Origin of the sequence: Acidovorax sp. HDW3 (assembly GCF_011303755.1) — a bacterium.
GTDB lineage: Bacteria > Pseudomonadota > Gammaproteobacteria > Burkholderiales > Burkholderiaceae_C > Paenacidovorax.
In genome coordinates, this window is sequence record NZ_CP049885.1 from 2246516 (window position 1) to 2259730 (window position 13215).

General features: G+C 65.1%; 26 protein-coding genes and 1 tRNA gene. 7 read left to right on the top strand and 20 right to left on the bottom strand.

The annotated features are described in order from the left end of the window. The first annotated feature begins 9 nt into the window (after positions 1 to 9). The 3 genes from G7045_RS10235 (at position 10) to G7045_RS10245 (ending at position 2238) form a co-directional block, all read left to right on the top strand. Positions 10 to 696: a DUF3334 family protein gene (locus G7045_RS10235; RefSeq protein ID WP_166159542.1), complete on the top strand. Its 687-nt coding sequence runs from the start codon at positions 10 to 12 to the stop codon at positions 694 to 696. A 38-nt stretch (positions 697 to 734) separates the two neighbouring features. Then, positions 735 to 822 (top strand) — tRNA-Ser (locus tag G7045_RS10240). A 189-nt stretch (positions 823 to 1011) separates the two neighbouring features. Next, positions 1012 to 2238 (top strand): site-specific integrase, encoded by a 1227-nt coding sequence (locus G7045_RS10245; protein ID WP_166159543.1) that lies wholly within the window; start codon positions 1012 to 1014, stop codon positions 2236 to 2238. Between the two features lie 62 nt (positions 2239 to 2300). On the opposite strand, the gene G7045_RS10250 is transcribed toward G7045_RS10245, so the two are convergent. Next, positions 2301 to 2867 (bottom strand): KilA-N domain-containing protein, encoded by a 567-nt coding sequence (locus G7045_RS10250; protein WP_205737184.1) that lies wholly within the window; start codon positions 2865 to 2867, stop codon positions 2301 to 2303. Between the two features lie 154 nt (positions 2868 to 3021). Between G7045_RS10250 and G7045_RS14955 the strand changes: the two genes are divergently transcribed. Together G7045_RS14955 and G7045_RS10260 are read left to right on the top strand one after the other, a co-directional pair. Next, positions 3022 to 3513 carry a hypothetical protein gene (locus tag G7045_RS14955; RefSeq protein ID WP_370521622.1) on the top strand — a complete coding sequence of 164 codons (492 nt, stop codon included), beginning with the start codon at positions 3022 to 3024 and terminating at the stop codon, positions 3511 to 3513. Next, positions 3503 to 3790 (top strand): DNA-binding transcriptional regulator, encoded by a 288-nt coding sequence (locus G7045_RS10260; RefSeq protein WP_166159544.1) that lies wholly within the window; start codon positions 3503 to 3505, stop codon positions 3788 to 3790. Before G7045_RS14955 ends, G7045_RS10260 begins: the two co-directional genes overlap by 11 nt. A gap of 7 nt (positions 3791 to 3797) precedes the next feature. Here the strand turns inward: G7045_RS10260 and G7045_RS10265 are convergent, their stop codons facing one another. From G7045_RS10265 to G7045_RS10340, 16 genes are all read right to left on the bottom strand, one after another. Next, positions 3798 to 3989, bottom strand: a complete 192-nt coding sequence (locus tag G7045_RS10265) for an AlpA family transcriptional regulator (protein ID WP_166159545.1) — start codon at positions 3987 to 3989, stop codon at positions 3798 to 3800. Next, a complete protein-coding gene (locus tag G7045_RS10270; RefSeq protein WP_166159546.1) occupies positions 3986 to 4447 on the bottom strand; it encodes a hypothetical protein in 462 nt (153 codons plus the stop codon). Before G7045_RS10270 ends, G7045_RS10265 begins: the two co-directional genes overlap by 4 nt. Further along, positions 4447 to 4767 carry a hypothetical protein gene (locus G7045_RS10275; protein WP_166159547.1) on the bottom strand — a complete coding sequence of 107 codons (321 nt, stop codon included), beginning with the start codon at positions 4765 to 4767 and terminating at the stop codon, positions 4447 to 4449. The genes G7045_RS10270 and G7045_RS10275 overlap by 1 nt, the downstream gene beginning before the upstream one ends. After that, positions 4764 to 5006 carry a hypothetical protein gene (locus G7045_RS10280; protein WP_166159548.1) on the bottom strand — a complete coding sequence of 81 codons (243 nt, stop codon included), beginning with the start codon at positions 5004 to 5006 and terminating at the stop codon, positions 4764 to 4766. The genes G7045_RS10275 and G7045_RS10280 overlap by 4 nt, the downstream gene beginning before the upstream one ends. 48 nt (positions 5007 to 5054) lie before the next feature. Next, positions 5055 to 5276, bottom strand: coding sequence for a hypothetical protein (locus G7045_RS10285; RefSeq protein WP_166159549.1), 222 nt, complete (start codon positions 5274 to 5276; stop codon positions 5055 to 5057). Continuing rightward, a complete protein-coding gene (locus G7045_RS10290; protein WP_166159550.1) occupies positions 5273 to 5644 on the bottom strand; it encodes a hypothetical protein in 372 nt (123 codons plus the stop codon). Before G7045_RS10290 ends, G7045_RS10285 begins: the two co-directional genes overlap by 4 nt. After that, positions 5641 to 7617: a replication endonuclease gene (locus G7045_RS10295; RefSeq protein ID WP_166159551.1), complete on the bottom strand. Its 1977-nt coding sequence runs from the start codon at positions 7615 to 7617 to the stop codon at positions 5641 to 5643. The genes G7045_RS10290 and G7045_RS10295 overlap by 4 nt, the downstream gene beginning before the upstream one ends. A 3-nt stretch (positions 7618 to 7620) precedes the next feature. Further along, complete coding sequence (locus G7045_RS10300) at positions 7621 to 7959, bottom strand: hypothetical protein (RefSeq protein ID WP_166159552.1); 339 nt, start codon at positions 7957 to 7959, stop codon at positions 7621 to 7623. Then, entirely contained in the window at positions 7956 to 8108 is a 153-nt protein-coding gene (locus G7045_RS10305) for a hypothetical protein (protein WP_166159553.1), read from the bottom strand. The genes G7045_RS10300 and G7045_RS10305 overlap by 4 nt, the downstream gene beginning before the upstream one ends. A gap of 11 nt (positions 8109 to 8119) precedes the next feature. Then, positions 8120 to 8257 (bottom strand): hypothetical protein, encoded by a 138-nt coding sequence (locus G7045_RS10310; RefSeq protein WP_166159554.1) that lies wholly within the window; start codon positions 8255 to 8257, stop codon positions 8120 to 8122. Then, positions 8248 to 8535 (bottom strand): hypothetical protein, encoded by a 288-nt coding sequence (locus G7045_RS10315; RefSeq protein ID WP_166159555.1) that lies wholly within the window; start codon positions 8533 to 8535, stop codon positions 8248 to 8250. Before G7045_RS10315 ends, G7045_RS10310 begins: the two co-directional genes overlap by 10 nt. Beyond that, entirely contained in the window at positions 8532 to 9122 is a 591-nt protein-coding gene (locus tag G7045_RS10320) for a hypothetical protein (protein WP_166159556.1), read from the bottom strand. The genes G7045_RS10315 and G7045_RS10320 overlap by 4 nt, the downstream gene beginning before the upstream one ends. Positions 9123 to 9241: 119 nt before the next feature. Continuing rightward, positions 9242 to 9673, bottom strand: coding sequence for an ogr/Delta-like zinc finger family protein (locus G7045_RS10325; RefSeq protein WP_240919208.1), 432 nt, complete (start codon positions 9671 to 9673; stop codon positions 9242 to 9244). A 45-nt stretch (positions 9674 to 9718) separates the two neighbouring features. Continuing rightward, the gene (locus tag G7045_RS10330; RefSeq protein ID WP_166159557.1) at positions 9719 to 9991 is read right to left on the bottom strand and encodes a hypothetical protein; all 273 of its coding nucleotides are present in this window, start codon (positions 9989 to 9991) and stop codon (positions 9719 to 9721) included. Continuing rightward, the gene (locus tag G7045_RS10335; RefSeq protein ID WP_166159558.1) at positions 9988 to 10191 is read right to left on the bottom strand and encodes a hypothetical protein; all 204 of its coding nucleotides are present in this window, start codon (positions 10189 to 10191) and stop codon (positions 9988 to 9990) included. The genes G7045_RS10330 and G7045_RS10335 overlap by 4 nt, the downstream gene beginning before the upstream one ends. A gap of 20 nt (positions 10192 to 10211) precedes the next feature. Next, positions 10212 to 10421, bottom strand: a complete 210-nt coding sequence (locus tag G7045_RS10340; protein ID WP_166159559.1) for a hypothetical protein — start codon at positions 10419 to 10421, stop codon at positions 10212 to 10214. A gap of 111 nt (positions 10422 to 10532) precedes the next feature. Here G7045_RS10340 and G7045_RS10345 point away from each other — a divergent pair, with 111 nt between their 5' ends. Both G7045_RS10345 and G7045_RS10350 read left to right on the top strand, forming a co-directional pair. Continuing rightward, on the top strand, positions 10533 to 11204 hold the full coding sequence (locus G7045_RS10345) for a S24 family peptidase (RefSeq protein ID WP_166159560.1): 672 nt from the start codon (positions 10533 to 10535) through the stop codon (positions 11202 to 11204). A 78-nt stretch (positions 11205 to 11282) separates the two neighbouring features. Next, positions 11283 to 11825, top strand: a complete 543-nt coding sequence (locus G7045_RS10350; RefSeq protein ID WP_166159561.1) for a zinc chelation protein SecC — start codon at positions 11283 to 11285, stop codon at positions 11823 to 11825. A 110-nt stretch (positions 11826 to 11935) separates the two neighbouring features. Here G7045_RS10350 and G7045_RS10355 read toward each other — a convergent pair whose 3' ends face one another. From G7045_RS10355 to G7045_RS10365, 3 genes are all read right to left on the bottom strand, one after another. Continuing rightward, positions 11936 to 12493: a hypothetical protein gene (locus tag G7045_RS10355; protein WP_166159562.1), complete on the bottom strand. Its 558-nt coding sequence runs from the start codon at positions 12491 to 12493 to the stop codon at positions 11936 to 11938. 78 nt (positions 12494 to 12571) lie between these two features. Next, complete coding sequence (locus G7045_RS10360; protein ID WP_166159563.1) at positions 12572 to 12871, bottom strand: HigA family addiction module antitoxin; 300 nt, start codon at positions 12869 to 12871, stop codon at positions 12572 to 12574. A 22-nt stretch (positions 12872 to 12893) separates the two neighbouring features. After that, positions 12894 to 13175, bottom strand: a complete 282-nt coding sequence (locus G7045_RS10365) for a type II toxin-antitoxin system RelE/ParE family toxin (protein ID WP_166159564.1) — start codon at positions 13173 to 13175, stop codon at positions 12894 to 12896. Positions 13176 to 13215: the final 40 nt, after the last annotated feature.

Below are 13215 nucleotides of genomic sequence, written 5' to 3' on the forward strand. Positions count from 1 at the left end.
CGAGACACCATGAACGCGCACACCCCCCCAGAGACCTACGACACCGAGGATCTCCTGATCAGCCTGTGCAACTCCGTCACCCATGTACTGGGCAAGGCCTCGCACAGCCAGATCCACTACTCGGCCATGGTGCAACGCATCAGCAAGACCTGCCTGCGCCCCGACATTGGCTGCTTTGTGCTCTTTGATGGTGGGTTTTCCGGCCTGGTCATCATCAACTTCACCGCCCAGGCGGCCATGGAGCTGTACGAACGCTATTTGCTCAACATGGGCATGGGGCGCGAAGACCTGGCCACCTCCTACACCTCCGACGAAGTCGCCAACGTCATGGGCGAGCTGATGAACCAGGTGGCGGGCGACTTCACCAGCAAGGTACGGCGCGAGCTGCAAACCCACATCACGCAAAACCAACCCAAGATGCTGGTGCTCAACCGCCAGGTCATGCTCAGCGTGGACGCCAACCTGGACCAACCCGAAGCCCGGCGCGTGAGCTTTTACACCAGCAACAACCACATCTTCTACCTCGAACTGGCCATTGACCGCACCGAGTTCGTGAAAATCTGCGACTTCACCCCCCAAGAACGCCCCGACCCCGACGCCCTCATGGCCCAGAACCACGATGCGCCAGCCCCTGCGCCCGCCCCGTCGGCAGGCGACAGCGACACCGAGGAACTGCTGCGCTCGCTCGGCATGTAAAAACGCCCCGTGCGGCATCGTAGAATCGCCGGCTACCCGGAGACTTGGGTGAGTGGTTTAAACCAGCAGTCTTGAAAACTGCCGACGGGCAACCGTCCGTGAGTTCGAATCTCACAGTCTCCGCCAGACCTAGAAAACCCCACTCTTTTGAGTGGGTTTTTTTATGCCTGCCCCAGGCATTGACCCGTTATAAAACAACGTGATACGCTTCATATCATGTTGTTTTATACAGTATTCCATCATCCGGCATTCAACCGTCATCCATGCTCAATTCAATTTTTTTTGGCCTACGTGATGGCCCACAGAAACTGAGCCATGCCTAAGCGAATCCTTGAAATGACGGCGCTGGAAGTCTCCAGGCTGCGCGTGGAAGGCTCGCACGCTGTTGGCGGGGTCAGTGGGCTGTACCTGCGGATTGAGGGCGGGTCGCGCACCTGGGTGTTGCGCTATGTGCACATGCGTCAGCGTCGGCGCATGGGCCTGGGTGCTTATCCTGGCGTGACGCTGGCCGCTGCGCGTGAGGCGGCGCGGGCGGCGCTGGGGCAGCGCGATGCAGGCATTGACCCCATCAAGGCACGCCAGGATGCGCGCGAAGCCGCACGGTTGGCTGCCGCCCAACGGCTGGAGTTCGACAAGGCCGCCGACGCCTTCATCACCGAGCACGAAAGCACCTGGCGCAACGCCAAACACGCCCAGCAGTGGCGCAACACCCTTGCCACCTACGCCTCGCCGCACTTTGGCCGCCTGGCCGTCTCCGAGATTGAGCAGTCCCACGTGCTGCGCGCGCTCTCGCCCATTTGGAAGACCAAGACCGAAACCGCCACCCGCGTGCGCGGGCGCATCGAGCAGGTGCTCGATTGGGCCACCGCCCACGGCCACCGCAGCGGCCCCAACCCGGCGCGCTGGCGCGGCCAGTTGGAGCACATCCTTGCCAACCCGGAGAAGGTCGCCCCGGTCAAACACCGCGCCGCCGTGCCCGTGGCCGATCTGCCCGTCGCCTACCAGCAGATAGCCGCCGTTGACGGCCAAAGCGCCCGCGCGCTGTGCTTCTTGATCTTGACCGCCGTGCGCTCGGGCGAGGTGCGCGGCATGGTGTGGAGCGAGGTCGATCTCGAAGCCGCCCTGTGGGTGATTCCTGCCAACCGCATGAAAGCCAACCGGGAACACCGTGTGCCCCTGTCCCGCCAGGCCGTGGAGCTGCTGCGCGCGCAGGCTGCAGCGCGTGAGGAACTGGTGGAGCACGTGTTTCCCAGCACCCGCAAAGGCCCGCTGTCGGACATGGCATTCACCGCCCTCATGCGCCGCCACCAGCTGGCCGCCGTGCCCCACGGCTTTCGCTCTACCTTCCGCGACTGGGCGGGCGAAACCACGCACCACCAGCGCGATGCCGTCGAGCTGTGCCTGGCCCACACCATCGACACCAAGACCGAAGCTGCCTACCGGCGCGGCGACATGCTGGAGAAACGTGCCGCCATCATGCAGGACTGGGCCGACTACGCGGCCAGCGGCGGCAGCCAACCACCCGCACAGCCGCAAAAATAGCAAGCAAAAATGCTGCAAGCGCTTGCCCTGCAAGCGCAAGCAGCTATAAAAATGATAGTGCATCACCAGCCACCCTGCAGCCGCCCCAGGCCCGGCACATGGCGGGCCGTGTTGTGGGGCATGGCGGCCATGCCATCGACCCACGGGTGGTACTTCTGCACATCACGCGCGAGCTCGTACACCGCCTCGCGCCCGGCGTAGATGGTGAAGCGCAACACCTCCAGGTGGCGGCGCTCGGCCTCGGTCACCAGCATCATTGCCGGCCCGCGCGCGTGCGCCATGGCGGGGGCCTGTTGTGGCGGCTGCGGCTGCGGCGTGGCCACGGCAAGAAACACGCGGATGACCTTGAGGTGAAAGGCCGCAGAGATCCAGGCGGCGTAGGCAATTACCAGCTCGCGGCAGGCGTAGGTGCCGCCGCCCGCGCCGCGCCGGGTTTCGATGCAGGCCGCACTGTCGGTGGCCTGGATGGCTTCGATCAGCGCTTGCGTTGTGTCCAGGCGCAGGAATTTGCTCGGTGCGCTTTTCTCTTCGCCGCCTGATGCTTGGTGCAGGTCGTTGAGGCTGAACAGGCCGGTGTGCTGGCGGACGGTGGTTTCACCAATGGTGAAGGCTTGGATGGATTGCGTCATGGCGCGGCTCCTTGTCGAGACTTTGAAAGCCTCGCGGGAGCGTTCTTACGCGCTGCCCACGAGGCGGCCGGGAGGTTAAGAACCTGAGACAAGTCAGGCGGACTTCTTCCCCTTGCGGGTCTTGTATCCGTCGCCCTCCCGGCCTGAAATCTAAATGGACAGATCTGTCCATTTGGAAACCGGGGCGCAAAAAAACCGCCTGCTATCGGGTGCGGTTCTTCCGCTTGTCTTTGGAGTTCTTACGCTCCACCTCTTTCGAGGCTCAGACAGTGTAACACCACATATCACCGCGTTGCATGAATATACGCTTTTAGCGTACAATCCTCCCATGCTGACAGTGATAGAAACCCATGCTTACTTGCGCACGACAGCCGCATTTTGGAGCGACGAAGAGCGCGCCGAATTCGTGTCTTTTATCGCCGCCGACCCCTTGGTTGGAGACGTGATCGTTGGCAGCGGTGGCCTGCGCAAGGTGCGCTGGGCCGCGTCTGGCCGGGGCAAGCGTGGCGGTGCGCGCATCATCACCTACGCCCAACTCAGCGATGGACGGGTTTGGCTTTTGGTGGGGTATGCCAAAGCCAAATTTGACAACCTGCCCACCGAATTTCTGGTGGCCCTCAAAAAGGAGATTGAAGATGACCGTTGACCATGAAATGCAAGCATTCCAGGCCGACTTGATGGAGGCCGTGCGCGACATGAAGGCGGGCCGCGCCGCCCGTGTCACCCAGGTAAAGCTCTCGCCTGCTGCAGATGCGCGGGCCAAGACGGGTTTATCGCAATCGCGGTTTGCCGCGCTGCTTGGCGTTTCCGCCCGCACACTGCAAAACTGGGAACAAGGCCGCACCCAGCCTTCTGGCGCAGCGCAAACACTGCTGGCCGTGGCGCAGCGCCATCCTGAGGTGCTGCGCGAGTTGGTGGCGTAAACACCGCTCACCCCGGCCCCTGCTCACCGCCCCAGGCCCTTGGGCAACCCTGCAGCCACTGCAGCACCTCGGACACCAGCCAAAACAGCTTCGCCCCCATCTTGCGCGGGTGCGGAAAGCCGCGCTGCTCGATCAGCGCGCGCAGCGTGTTCTCTGCAATGTCCAGTTCTTCCAGCAACTGCGCCTTGCTCATCGTCATCCGCATAGCACCTCCCCTTTGAACACCAGTGGCGCAATCGCATCGGCGCGCACGCGGCCCAGCTTCACATCCTGCGACAGCGCACACGCGCCCGGCAAGACACGTGCGGCCAGCGCGCTGTGCTCCCGAATCAGCTGTGAAGACACCTCCAGTGCCAGCTGCAGCTGCGCGCCCCATGCATCATCCCAGCGGCACCCATCGGCGGCCATGCGTACCACGACTGCCAGCGCTTGATGCAAGCCCGGCGCATTGTCGCCATCGCATTGCACCTGCGCCGCCACCTCTGCGCCCACGCCCAGCAGCACAGCAAGGCAAGCGAGAAGCTCGCGCTGCTCGCTGCCATGCTCGGCCAGCAGGCAGCCCAGGCCCTGGTTAAGCACCTCGCTTTGCAGCGCCTGCACCGCCAGGGCCCGGCCCACTGGTGACAGTAGCGGATTGGGCTTTTTACGCCCCGCCATCACCGCCTCCCTTTTGCCAGCACCCGCCCATCCAGCACCCGCCCATCCAGGAAATGCAGCTCATTGCCGATACGGCTTGGCCACTGGCGATGATCCTCGGCACCCGGGCGGGTGGCTGCGCGCAGCTCGGCGCCGTCGCACACATCGCAGCGCTGCTCCTGCGCAGCCTGCAAAGCAGGTGCAGCAGGCAAAGCAGGGGCCGAAGGCACCAGGCGCTGCGAATGCAGCTGCGCCGGCCCCACCGCGTGCAGGCCACGGCGCCCACGGGGCAGCACCTGGCGCTTGGCGTGCAAATGCATGGCAGCAGAGGACAACTTCATTGCGCCACCTCCTGCGCTGCGCGCTCCATGCGCTCAACGTGCTCAACGCGCTCAACGCGCACCACGCGCCGACCTGTGGCCAGGTGCGCCAGCGCCTCTGCGTGCGCAGCGTTCGCCGCCTTCACGCGCACCGACGGCAGCAGCCCCTCGTCTGCCAGGTGATCTGCATTGGAGCCGTCCCACTCCAATGGCAGCAAATGCACGCGGTAGCTGCGCAATTCTCGAATCTGGTTGAACATGAAAAAACCTCCGTTGAAAAGATGAAAAAACCTCAAAACCGCCGGCGCTCACGCCACCAGCAACATCTGCCCAGGCGCTGGCAACTGCGCAGCCCGATCAATGCGTGGGCGGCGCTGGCGGCGCGGCCTGGCCGCCAGTGCCAGGCGCTCGCGCTCAGCGGCAAAAACCGCCTGCAAGTGCTCCGTCGTGCTGCGCGCCGCCGACACATACCCCCCTGCCAGCGGACGGGCGTAGCAGTGCACGCGCGGCTCGGTGCGTTTGGCATTCATGGCTGACCTCCTTCGGTAGTGAAAAAAACCTGTGGCTGGACCTGCTCGTTCTCGGCCAGGCCCGAAAAATCTGCCCAGCACGCCTCAAAGCGGCTGAGCTGCTGCAGCAGCTCCTGCAGCAGCTCCTCGGGCGTATCGCGCACATCGCTGTGCCACTGCTGGCGCGCCTGCGGCCCTTCGCCCATCGCCTGCGACACCCGCAGCGCCTGGGCCAGCACCTGATCGCGCAGCTGCAGCCGCTTGTGGGCTGCGCGCTCGGCAGCAGCGGCCATATCTGCCTGGCGGCGCCGCTCCCAGTCGTGAATGACCAGCTTGCGGCCCATGCGGTCGCTCGGCAAAGCCTTGGCAGTGCCTGAATGGGGGGTCATTGCATGGCCTCCTGAGCCCTCTGCCGCCTAAATTGCTGCATCACATCGGGCGTGCACCAGCTCTCGGCGTAGTGGTTGTGGTGGTCGCCGGGGCCAAAAACCTCCCGGCGCAGGCTGCCCGACATGCGGGCCGTACAGTTATTGAAACGAGTCCAAGGCGCCGCCAAGGCGGCGCGCGCCGCGCCCGGCGCCGGGGCCTGCGCGCTGGTTTGTCCGCCGCCCTGGGCGCCTTCCTGCGCGTGCTCCTGCACCACCGGGCGCCAGGCAATGCGCCGGCTCACCAGCCAGCGCCCGCACATGCGCCCGCGCTGTGGCACCAGGCCTACGATGCGCCCCACCTTCACCGCTTCGCCGTAGCGGTTCGCCTGCCCCGGCTCCACATGCCGGTGCGCCGTGCGCAGCAGCCATTCGCCGCGCTTGCAGGCGTGGCCGCCCATGGCTTCCATGAAGGCGCGGAAGTCGGCCCGAATTTCCCCGTGCCGGTGGCAGGCGTGGTAGGCCCGCACGGTGTCGCGGTCGCCTTCGCGCTGGAACAGCTCCAGCTGGTCATTCGTCACGCGGCGCAGCTCGCGCCACACCGTCACGCTGGGCAGGCCAATGGTCTGGAATTGCCGAATGCCCCAGGTAGCCGCCCAGGCGTCCACACTCATGTGGCCCTGGCCTGCGGGCTCCTTGACATCCTTGGCATCCCAGGATGTTTGAAAGTCCAGCGCCAGCTGCTGCCCGTCCACCACGTCCTGGTGTTCGGCCAGCGCAATGTGGCCCACGCTCTTGGCGATGTACTTGGCCACGTAGCCCGCTGCGCCGCCCTTCGTCATGCGCTTGACGTTGATGCGGTTCTCCTGCGCCCCGCGTTCTTCGCCGTCATCGCTGAGCCAGTAGTGGCGGATCACCGCCTCCAGCGCCTGCGCGTCGGCTTCGTTCTCGCACCACAGCAGCGCGTGCCAGTGGGGCGTGGCGTCATGGTGTGGCTCGGCCACGCGCAGGCCGTACACACGCACGCCCAGGCGCTGCAGCTTGGCGCGTGCTTTCTGCCACATGGCGCGCAGCCACATCTGGCCGTCGCGCGGCGTGGCGCCGCTGTATTTCTTGTTCGCCACCGGCCGCCCGCCGTTGGCCAGCTTCACGGGGTGGAAGCGGCTGGGCAGGGTCATGGTGAGGAACAGCCCAACGTGGGCGCGCGCATCGGCGTATTCCTCGGCGCCGCGTATGCGCGTCATCAGCTCGCCGCCGCGCACCGCCGGGTTGGCCGTGCCCAGCGCTGCCAGTTCGTCCAGCGCCCAGACCTGGCCGGCTTCGTTGCGGTACAGCGTGCGGTGCAGCGCTTCGGCGTTGCGTCGCAGCTGCGCCTGGCGCCGTTGCAGGCCATCGCGGCTCACATAGCCGCCCGTGCCCCGGTGCACCAGTCCCATGCCCACGGCCCCGGCTTCGACCACGCGCGCCACGTGCACGCGCAGGCGGCGGCGCCACCAGGCCGGGTCCTGCGCGCGCAGGATGGCGGGCAGGCCCACGATGGGCTTGTCTTCGGCGATACCAACGCAGCGCACCAGCAGCCGGATGGAGTCCACGCGCTCGGCCAGGGTGCAGCCCTGGCCCTGGGCCAGCGCATCCAGTTCATCCGCCTCGGCCGCCAGCTTCTTGGCCATGCGGCAGATTTCGTAGTCTTCCAGGTTCCACAGGCTGGCCAGGCCAACGCGGTCCTCGTAGTCGGCAATGGCCTGCAGCAGGTCCCAGGCCTGCGCCCATTCCGGCGGCTGGGCCAGGTACTGCTCGGCCGTGAGGTTGGATGCATCCAGCGACTTGATGGGCGACAGCGCGCCCACGGCCAGCCGCTCGCGCACCACCGCCTGCCATCCCGCGGGGGCGCTGGCCACCACGCGCTCCATGTGGCCGTGCGCCATGCGCAGCGTGGGCTTGCTTCTTTCCCACTCGGCGAGCGAGCCGGTTGGCGGTTTGCGCGGGATGGTGGGCATGGGCTACACCCGTGCGGCCAGGGCCGCCAGGGCCGCCACGTTCTTCTTGGCATCGCGCACGGCCCAGCGCACCGCCTGCTGCTCTGGCTCTGGCAATTCCTGCCATGAGCGCGTGGCCAGCGTGCCCAGGTCGTCGGTATCCACACCCACGCCCGCCACCATCAGCAGCACCATGCGCCAGGTGCTATGCAGCTCACGCCATTCCTTTGCTGCGGCAGAAACAAAGCGCCCGTTGCTGGCGATCTGCACAAAGTCGTCGCGCAGTTCAGTCAACCTCGTCCGATGCTGCCAGCGCAAGTGCGCAGCCACGTGCGCGCTGTGCTCGACCGTCGCGTCGTTCATGCGCCACCCCCGCAGCGCCGCACGGCAAAGCCGCACAGCGGCCCGCAGCCCAGCGCCTCTGCCACCTCGAAAGCCCGTGCCCATGCCTCGGCCATCGAGCGCGCCAGCAGCGGCTGCGCGCGCAACTCGCCCGCGGTGCGGTAGGTCATCATGAAGGTGCTCACCGCGCACCCCCGGCCCACAGCGTCAGGCCCGCCAGCGCCAGGGCGGCGCCCATCCACACCGGCATGGCATGGCCCATCACCCAGCCCGCCGCCACCCAGGCGCAGGCCATCAGCGCGATCAGCATCAAGCGCATGGGGTGGCCTCCCGCAGCATGGGCATGCCTCGGCGGTCGGCGCGCACCAGCAGCCGCGCCACCTCATGGTCGTTCATCAACACGCGGCCCTGCGCGTACGCCGCATACTCCGGCACCCACAGCGCGGTGCACGCCACGCGGCCCGCGCCGCCACCATCGCGCCCCATCACCGTGGCAGGCAGCAGCCGCTCGGGCCGCACCGTGCGGCCCCGTGCATCGCGCACGGGCGGCACGCGCAAGAACACGCGCAGGCCCGTTTTCATCTGGCTCGGCTTCATGGCTGCCCCCCATCGGCCGCCTCGCCTGCCATTTCGGCGGCCGCTTCGCGCAGCTCGGCCAGCAGCTCGGCGGCAGGCTTGATGACGGGCGGCACGTCGCACACGGCGCCGCGCTGATCGGCTTCGTACCAACAGACCGGCGCGATGGCGGCCTCGATGGCTTCGGGCGTCAGCGTCGTGACAACCTCCATGTCGTCAAGGTACTTCGTGCCATCCCATGGCTGCAGTTCGCCGCCGACGACGTAGTCGAAGGCGGCCCGCAGGCCCTGCAGCTCAGCCAGTTCTTCCGGCGTGGCGCGGTAGATCGTGGTGCGGTAACCCCATTGCCATTCATCCTTCTGGATGGTGTCGGCGTGGTCGTCGGTCAGGTAGAGCGACACCCCGCGCTCGGCATTGAACAGGGCGGCGCGCGCATGGCCGGGCTGGCTAATGGCGTACCCCAGCGCATTCACGATGGCCTGGGCCTGCTCGATGCTGTGTACCGGAATGTCGTCGGGGCGCGTGCCGTGGTGGCCGCACTGCCACTCCATGAAGCGCAGCGTGAAGGGCGCCGCATCGGTGCTCTTGTCCTCTGTCATGTCAGCCATGGCCGTCCTTTCAGGTTTTTTGGGCAAAAAAAGTCCCTGCCAGGCGTTTCCGCCTTGCAAAAAATCGGTGTTGGTGGTGATGGATGCCGCTGCCAATCAGCGGCTGGTGGGGCGCCCGGCTACGAGGTGTCGGTGTTCCCGGCGAAGAGGTCGCCCGTCACGGGCAGCGTGTAGCGGGCTTGGTGCTCGGATTCGCCGGCGTTGTCCAGCACCACCCGCACCATGTCGCGGCGCACGTGGGTGGATAGGGGCAGGTTCACGGTAGGGTCAGGCGTCGCCGAAGGGCTCAACGTGCGCGCCACCTCAGACAGCACCACGAAGGTGTGGCCGCACTCGACGTTCGTGCATGCGTAAATCGCTTCACGCATGGTGTCGCTGACCATGCGGCCGGTGCGAATTTCTGACGACGCCTTGCAGTGGGGGCACTGAAAGCGAGTGCCCTCATAGCGCAGCCTGCGCCCCTGGTGGCTGGTGCGCTGGCGCCCCGGCTTTGCGGCCTGCAGCGCTTCGTGCTCGGTCTGCGAGTTGGACATGCTTTCCCCGGTGGACATCGTTTTGCAGCTTTTGAGCGGCTCTTGCGCAGCTATTTGCGGCCCTTACTGCGTCGGCGTGGCGTTGCCACGCTCGGCCATGTAGCTCTCCAGCCCGCGCAGGTACACGCGGCGCATGAAGCTCGCCGCGCTGCGTTCTTCGTCGGCGGCCAGCTCCCGGGCCTTGAGCAGTTCCTCGGGCCACAGGCGCATGCCTGCCTGCACCATCTTCTTCTTGGGCTCTTGTGCCACGGGGGCGGCCAGGCGCCCGGCTGTGCGATTGGCCGCCACCAGGGCCTTGAAGCTGGTGGTGGCTTGGTTCTTTGCGGTGTGCATCATGTTCTTCCTGGTGTGTTGTCAATCGCCAGCTTCGGGCCTGGCTTGATACCCGTCATCTCGTACACGCTGCGGTCAATCTGGGTGCTGATGAGCAGCTCAAGCACCGCAGCGGCGCTGGGCAGGCGGTAGGCCCGGCGCAGCAGCTCCAGCTGGTGCTGCAGCTCGGCGGACACCTCCACCTGGGTTTCTGTGGTTTGCATTGCACATGGCCTTGTTCGCGTCAGCAGTGCGCCATGCCAGCGGCAGCGCCCAAACCAATCTTCTGCAGCTCCTTTTCAGCGGCCAGCAGCGCCATGGACTGGATCAAGGTGGCCTTTTGCACCCCCAGGCGGTCAGCCAGCACGGAAAGCAGCACATCGTCAGCCCGCTTGAACCGCACCGTGTGCCGAAACACGCGCCGCTGCTCCTTGTTCTCGTATGCCATTGCCATACCTCCTCGCCTGTGTCGGCGCGTGTACCATCGTGATGGATGGCGTTTTGTGTTGTGATGCGCCGCATTATGGTGGCCATTTGGCAACCATGTCAAGTATTTGGTGACCAAATGGCAGATATTCATGATCGACTCAAGGAAGAGCGCAAGCGGCTCGGCTTGAACCAAACGGAACTTGGGCAGGCTGGCGGTGTGGGGAAGGAAGCACAACTGCGCTATGAGAGCGGCGCTAGAAATCCTGATACCGCATACCTCGAAGCCATCGCTTCGGCAGGTGTAGATGTTCCCTACCTGTTTACAGGCCGTCGCAGCGCTGTAAGCCTGACCGGCCCTGCCCCAGCTCCTGCGGATGCCGAAGATGCCATCCACATCCCGCTGCTCAGCGCCGCCGGCAGCATGGGCTGCGGCAATGAGCTGCTGAGCGAGGACGTCATCCTCGGCCATGTGCCCATGTCGCGCCGCTGGCTGCAGCTGAACGTGCCGCGCTCGCGGCCCGAGGCGCTGCAGCTGGTGCACGCCTACGGCGACAGCATGGCGGGCACGCTCAACTCGGGCGACTTCGCCATCGTCGATACCGACGCCACCGTGGCTGACATCGATGGCGTGTACGTGCTGCAGGCCGGCGGCCAGCTCTTCATCAAGCGCGTAACGCGCAAGATGAACGGCACGCACGAAGTCAGCAGCGACAACCCCCACGTCAACACCGTGGACGTGCTCGACGGCAGCCAGCAGGTGCGTATCTGCGGGCGCGTGGTGTGGGGGTGGAATGGGCGGCGGTTGTAGCCATGTCGTTCAAGGAAGCATTCAAAAACGCCAGTACCGTTGCGAGGTGCTGTACCGCAAAGGCATCTAAGGACCGTTATGACAATTGCCGCTGATATTGCGATGCCCCATGTCGCTGCGTTTTGCCAAGAGGTGGTGCCCGGCGCTGCTGCCGTTTCTATACCCTGCACCCCAGATCCGCGCGCCTTGCAGATGGATTGTTTTGAAACCGTTGACCAGCGAGTGCGTGAAGAAGGTGGAAGCCGCGTTCTTGGCTGGGCATTTTGGGAAGCTCCTGGCGTACTCATCGAGGCGGAATTTCATGCCGTTTGGTCACACCCGGCCAATGGTGCATTGTTTGATATAGCCCAGCGCCCGATGCCGTTTTCGTCCATCACCTTTGTTGCCGACCCAACGCGGCAATACGAAGGGCGCCAAGTTGACAACGTGCGAAAGCCGCTGACAAAAGACCCAAAGGTGCGCCAGTTCATCTATCTGATGAAGCGGCGGTTTGAGATTCTCAACACTGGAACTTTGGCAGACCAGCATGGTGAGATTGAACTGCCGCTGCGGCTGCGCAAGGAGTACGACGCATTGATGCGACAGCTTGTGCCGCTGGGGCGGCGGCTTTTTGGCGCATGAGTGAGGCCGCAAAATCGTACGTCGAGCCAATCGCGCGGCTTTTGAAAATTGGGAAGGGCTTGCGTTTTTTCATGCTTTGTATGTTCGCAAAAAGCAGCTGTTTACGACCCTTAACGACCGCCCAGCACCAGCACCAGCGCCGCAGCCGCCGCAGCGCTGATCGGCATACAGGCCGCCAGGCGGTAAGCCCTGTCCACCACGGCATAGGCAGCGCCAGATGCGGCGCGGTATTCTTGCGCGGCCTGCTCGCAGTTGCGCACGGCCTCCAGGCGCAGCTCTTGCAGCACATTGATCCCGTTGTCCGTTGTGCCACGTGCTGCGGCCTCTGCATTCGCTGCCTTGGCATAGGCCAGCCATTTGCCATAGCCATGTTCCGCAAGCTCTGGCGTTGCCCAACTGCGAATTTGCGCTGTGGTGCTTGCGTTCCATGCCACGTAGGCGGCCAGCGCAAACCAATGCACTGCCCCGGCCATGGCAGCGGCTGCAAGTGGCAAGTACGCATCCACCCGCGCCAACCCAAGCCCTCCCAGTGCGCCGCCGCCAGCGAGCAGCAGCACCAGTAGCGCGTTGGCGCGCTTGCGCGCTTCTTCAAGCCCGGCCAGGCTAAACCGGGCCACTTCCTGGCTGTGCTTCTCGGCCAGGTCAATCACTTCGTTGGGGGTGTGCATTGCCCCATTGTTGACCTTTCGCTGGCTTGCTTGTGTGGTGCGTGCTGTGTGCGCAGCCATTACAGCCAGCGCACACCGTCAGGCCAGCAGCGCCAGGGGCTCGATGTTGGCAAGCTCTTGCGCCAGGCGCTGTGCGGCGGTGTCGGTGTCGTACTGCTGCTGCAGATTGAGCCAGAAGGCGGCGCTGGTGCCAAAGTAGCGCGCAAGGCGCAGGGCCGTGTCTGCGGTGATGGTGCGGCCTCCCTTGATGATGGCTGCAATGCGCGTTTGCGGTACGTGGATTTCCTTGGCCAGCCGGTAGGGTGTGATGCCCAGCGGCTGCAAAAACTCTGCGGCCAGTACTTCGCCGGGGGTGGGCAGGGTCAGGCGGTGCGTCATGGCTTCGTGCTCCTTTGCGCTGTCAGTGGTAGTCAACAATCTCAACATGGCTGGGGCCTTGCGCCGTCCAGACAAAGCACACGCGCCACTGGTCGTTGATGCGAATGCTGTGCTGCCCCGCACGGTCGCCCCGCAGTGCTTCGAGGCGGTTGCCCGGCGGTATCAGCAGATCACGCAAATCTGCTGCAGCGTGCAACATGCGCAGCTTTCGCAGCGCTACCGCTTCTATGCTGATCCAGCGGCGCACGCGCTGCAGGGTAAACAGGGTTTGCGTGTCGTGGCACTTGAAGGATTGGATCGCCATGCCGAAATAGTAACCCACGGCGTTACTATCGTCAAACGTT

Coding starts and splice junctions, on each gene's coding strand:
- G7045_RS10300 (WP_166159552.1), bottom strand. CDS start 7,959: ATGAACGACGCGACGGTCGAGCACAGCGCGCACGTGGCTGCGCACTTG.
- G7045_RS10325 (WP_240919208.1), bottom strand. CDS start 9,673: ATGTCCACCGGGGAAAGCATGTCCAACTCGCAGACCGAGCACGAAGCG.
- G7045_RS10275 (WP_166159547.1), bottom strand. CDS start 4,767: ATGAAGTTGTCCTCTGCTGCCATGCATTTGCACGCCAAGCGCCAGGTG.
- G7045_RS10330 (WP_166159557.1), bottom strand. CDS start 9,991: ATGATGCACACCGCAAAGAACCAAGCCACCACCAGCTTCAAGGCCCTG.
- G7045_RS10270 (WP_166159546.1), bottom strand. CDS start 4,447: ATGGCGGGGCGTAAAAAGCCCAATCCGCTACTGTCACCAGTGGGCCGG.
- G7045_RS10320 (WP_166159556.1), bottom strand. CDS start 9,122: ATGGCTGACATGACAGAGGACAAGAGCACCGATGCGGCGCCCTTCACG.
- G7045_RS10315 (WP_166159555.1), bottom strand. CDS start 8,535: ATGAAGCCGAGCCAGATGAAAACGGGCCTGCGCGTGTTCTTGCGCGTG.
- G7045_RS10305 (WP_166159553.1), bottom strand. CDS start 8,108: ATGACCTACCGCACCGCGGGCGAGTTGCGCGCGCAGCCGCTGCTGGCG.
- G7045_RS10295 (WP_166159551.1), bottom strand. CDS start 7,617: ATGCCCACCATCCCGCGCAAACCGCCAACCGGCTCGCTCGCCGAGTGG.
- G7045_RS10285 (WP_166159549.1), bottom strand. CDS start 5,276: ATGAATGCCAAACGCACCGAGCCGCGCGTGCACTGCTACGCCCGTCCG.
- G7045_RS10235 (WP_166159542.1), top strand. CDS start 10: ATGAACGCGCACACCCCCCCAGAGACCTACGACACCGAGGATCTCCTG.
- G7045_RS10355 (WP_166159562.1), bottom strand. CDS start 12,493: ATGCACACCCCCAACGAAGTGATTGACCTGGCCGAGAAGCACAGCCAG.
- G7045_RS10290 (WP_166159550.1), bottom strand. CDS start 5,644: ATGACCCCCCATTCAGGCACTGCCAAGGCTTTGCCGAGCGACCGCATG.
- G7045_RS10250 (WP_205737184.1), bottom strand. CDS start 2,867: ATGACGCAATCCATCCAAGCCTTCACCATTGGTGAAACCACCGTCCGC.
- G7045_RS10350 (WP_166159561.1), top strand. CDS start 11,283: ATGACAATTGCCGCTGATATTGCGATGCCCCATGTCGCTGCGTTTTGC.
- G7045_RS10280 (WP_166159548.1), bottom strand. CDS start 5,006: ATGTTCAACCAGATTCGAGAATTGCGCAGCTACCGCGTGCATTTGCTG.
- G7045_RS10265 (WP_166159545.1), bottom strand. CDS start 3,989: ATGACGATGAGCAAGGCGCAGTTGCTGGAAGAACTGGACATTGCAGAG.
- G7045_RS10340 (WP_166159559.1), bottom strand. CDS start 10,421: ATGGCAATGGCATACGAGAACAAGGAGCAGCGGCGCGTGTTTCGGCAC.
- G7045_RS10310 (WP_166159554.1), bottom strand. CDS start 8,257: ATGCGCTTGATGCTGATCGCGCTGATGGCCTGCGCCTGGGTGGCGGCG.
- G7045_RS10345 (WP_166159560.1), top strand. CDS start 10,533: ATGGCAGATATTCATGATCGACTCAAGGAAGAGCGCAAGCGGCTCGGC.
- G7045_RS10365 (WP_166159564.1), bottom strand. CDS start 13,175: ATGGCGATCCAATCCTTCAAGTGCCACGACACGCAAACCCTGTTTACC.
- G7045_RS10245 (WP_166159543.1), top strand. CDS start 1,012: ATGCCTAAGCGAATCCTTGAAATGACGGCGCTGGAAGTCTCCAGGCTG.
- G7045_RS14955 (WP_370521622.1), top strand. CDS start 3,022: ATGGACAGATCTGTCCATTTGGAAACCGGGGCGCAAAAAAACCGCCTG.
- G7045_RS10360 (WP_166159563.1), bottom strand. CDS start 12,871: ATGACGCACCGCCTGACCCTGCCCACCCCCGGCGAAGTACTGGCCGCA.
- G7045_RS10260 (WP_166159544.1), top strand. CDS start 3,503: ATGACCGTTGACCATGAAATGCAAGCATTCCAGGCCGACTTGATGGAG.
- G7045_RS10335 (WP_166159558.1), bottom strand. CDS start 10,191: ATGCAAACCACAGAAACCCAGGTGGAGGTGTCCGCCGAGCTGCAGCAC.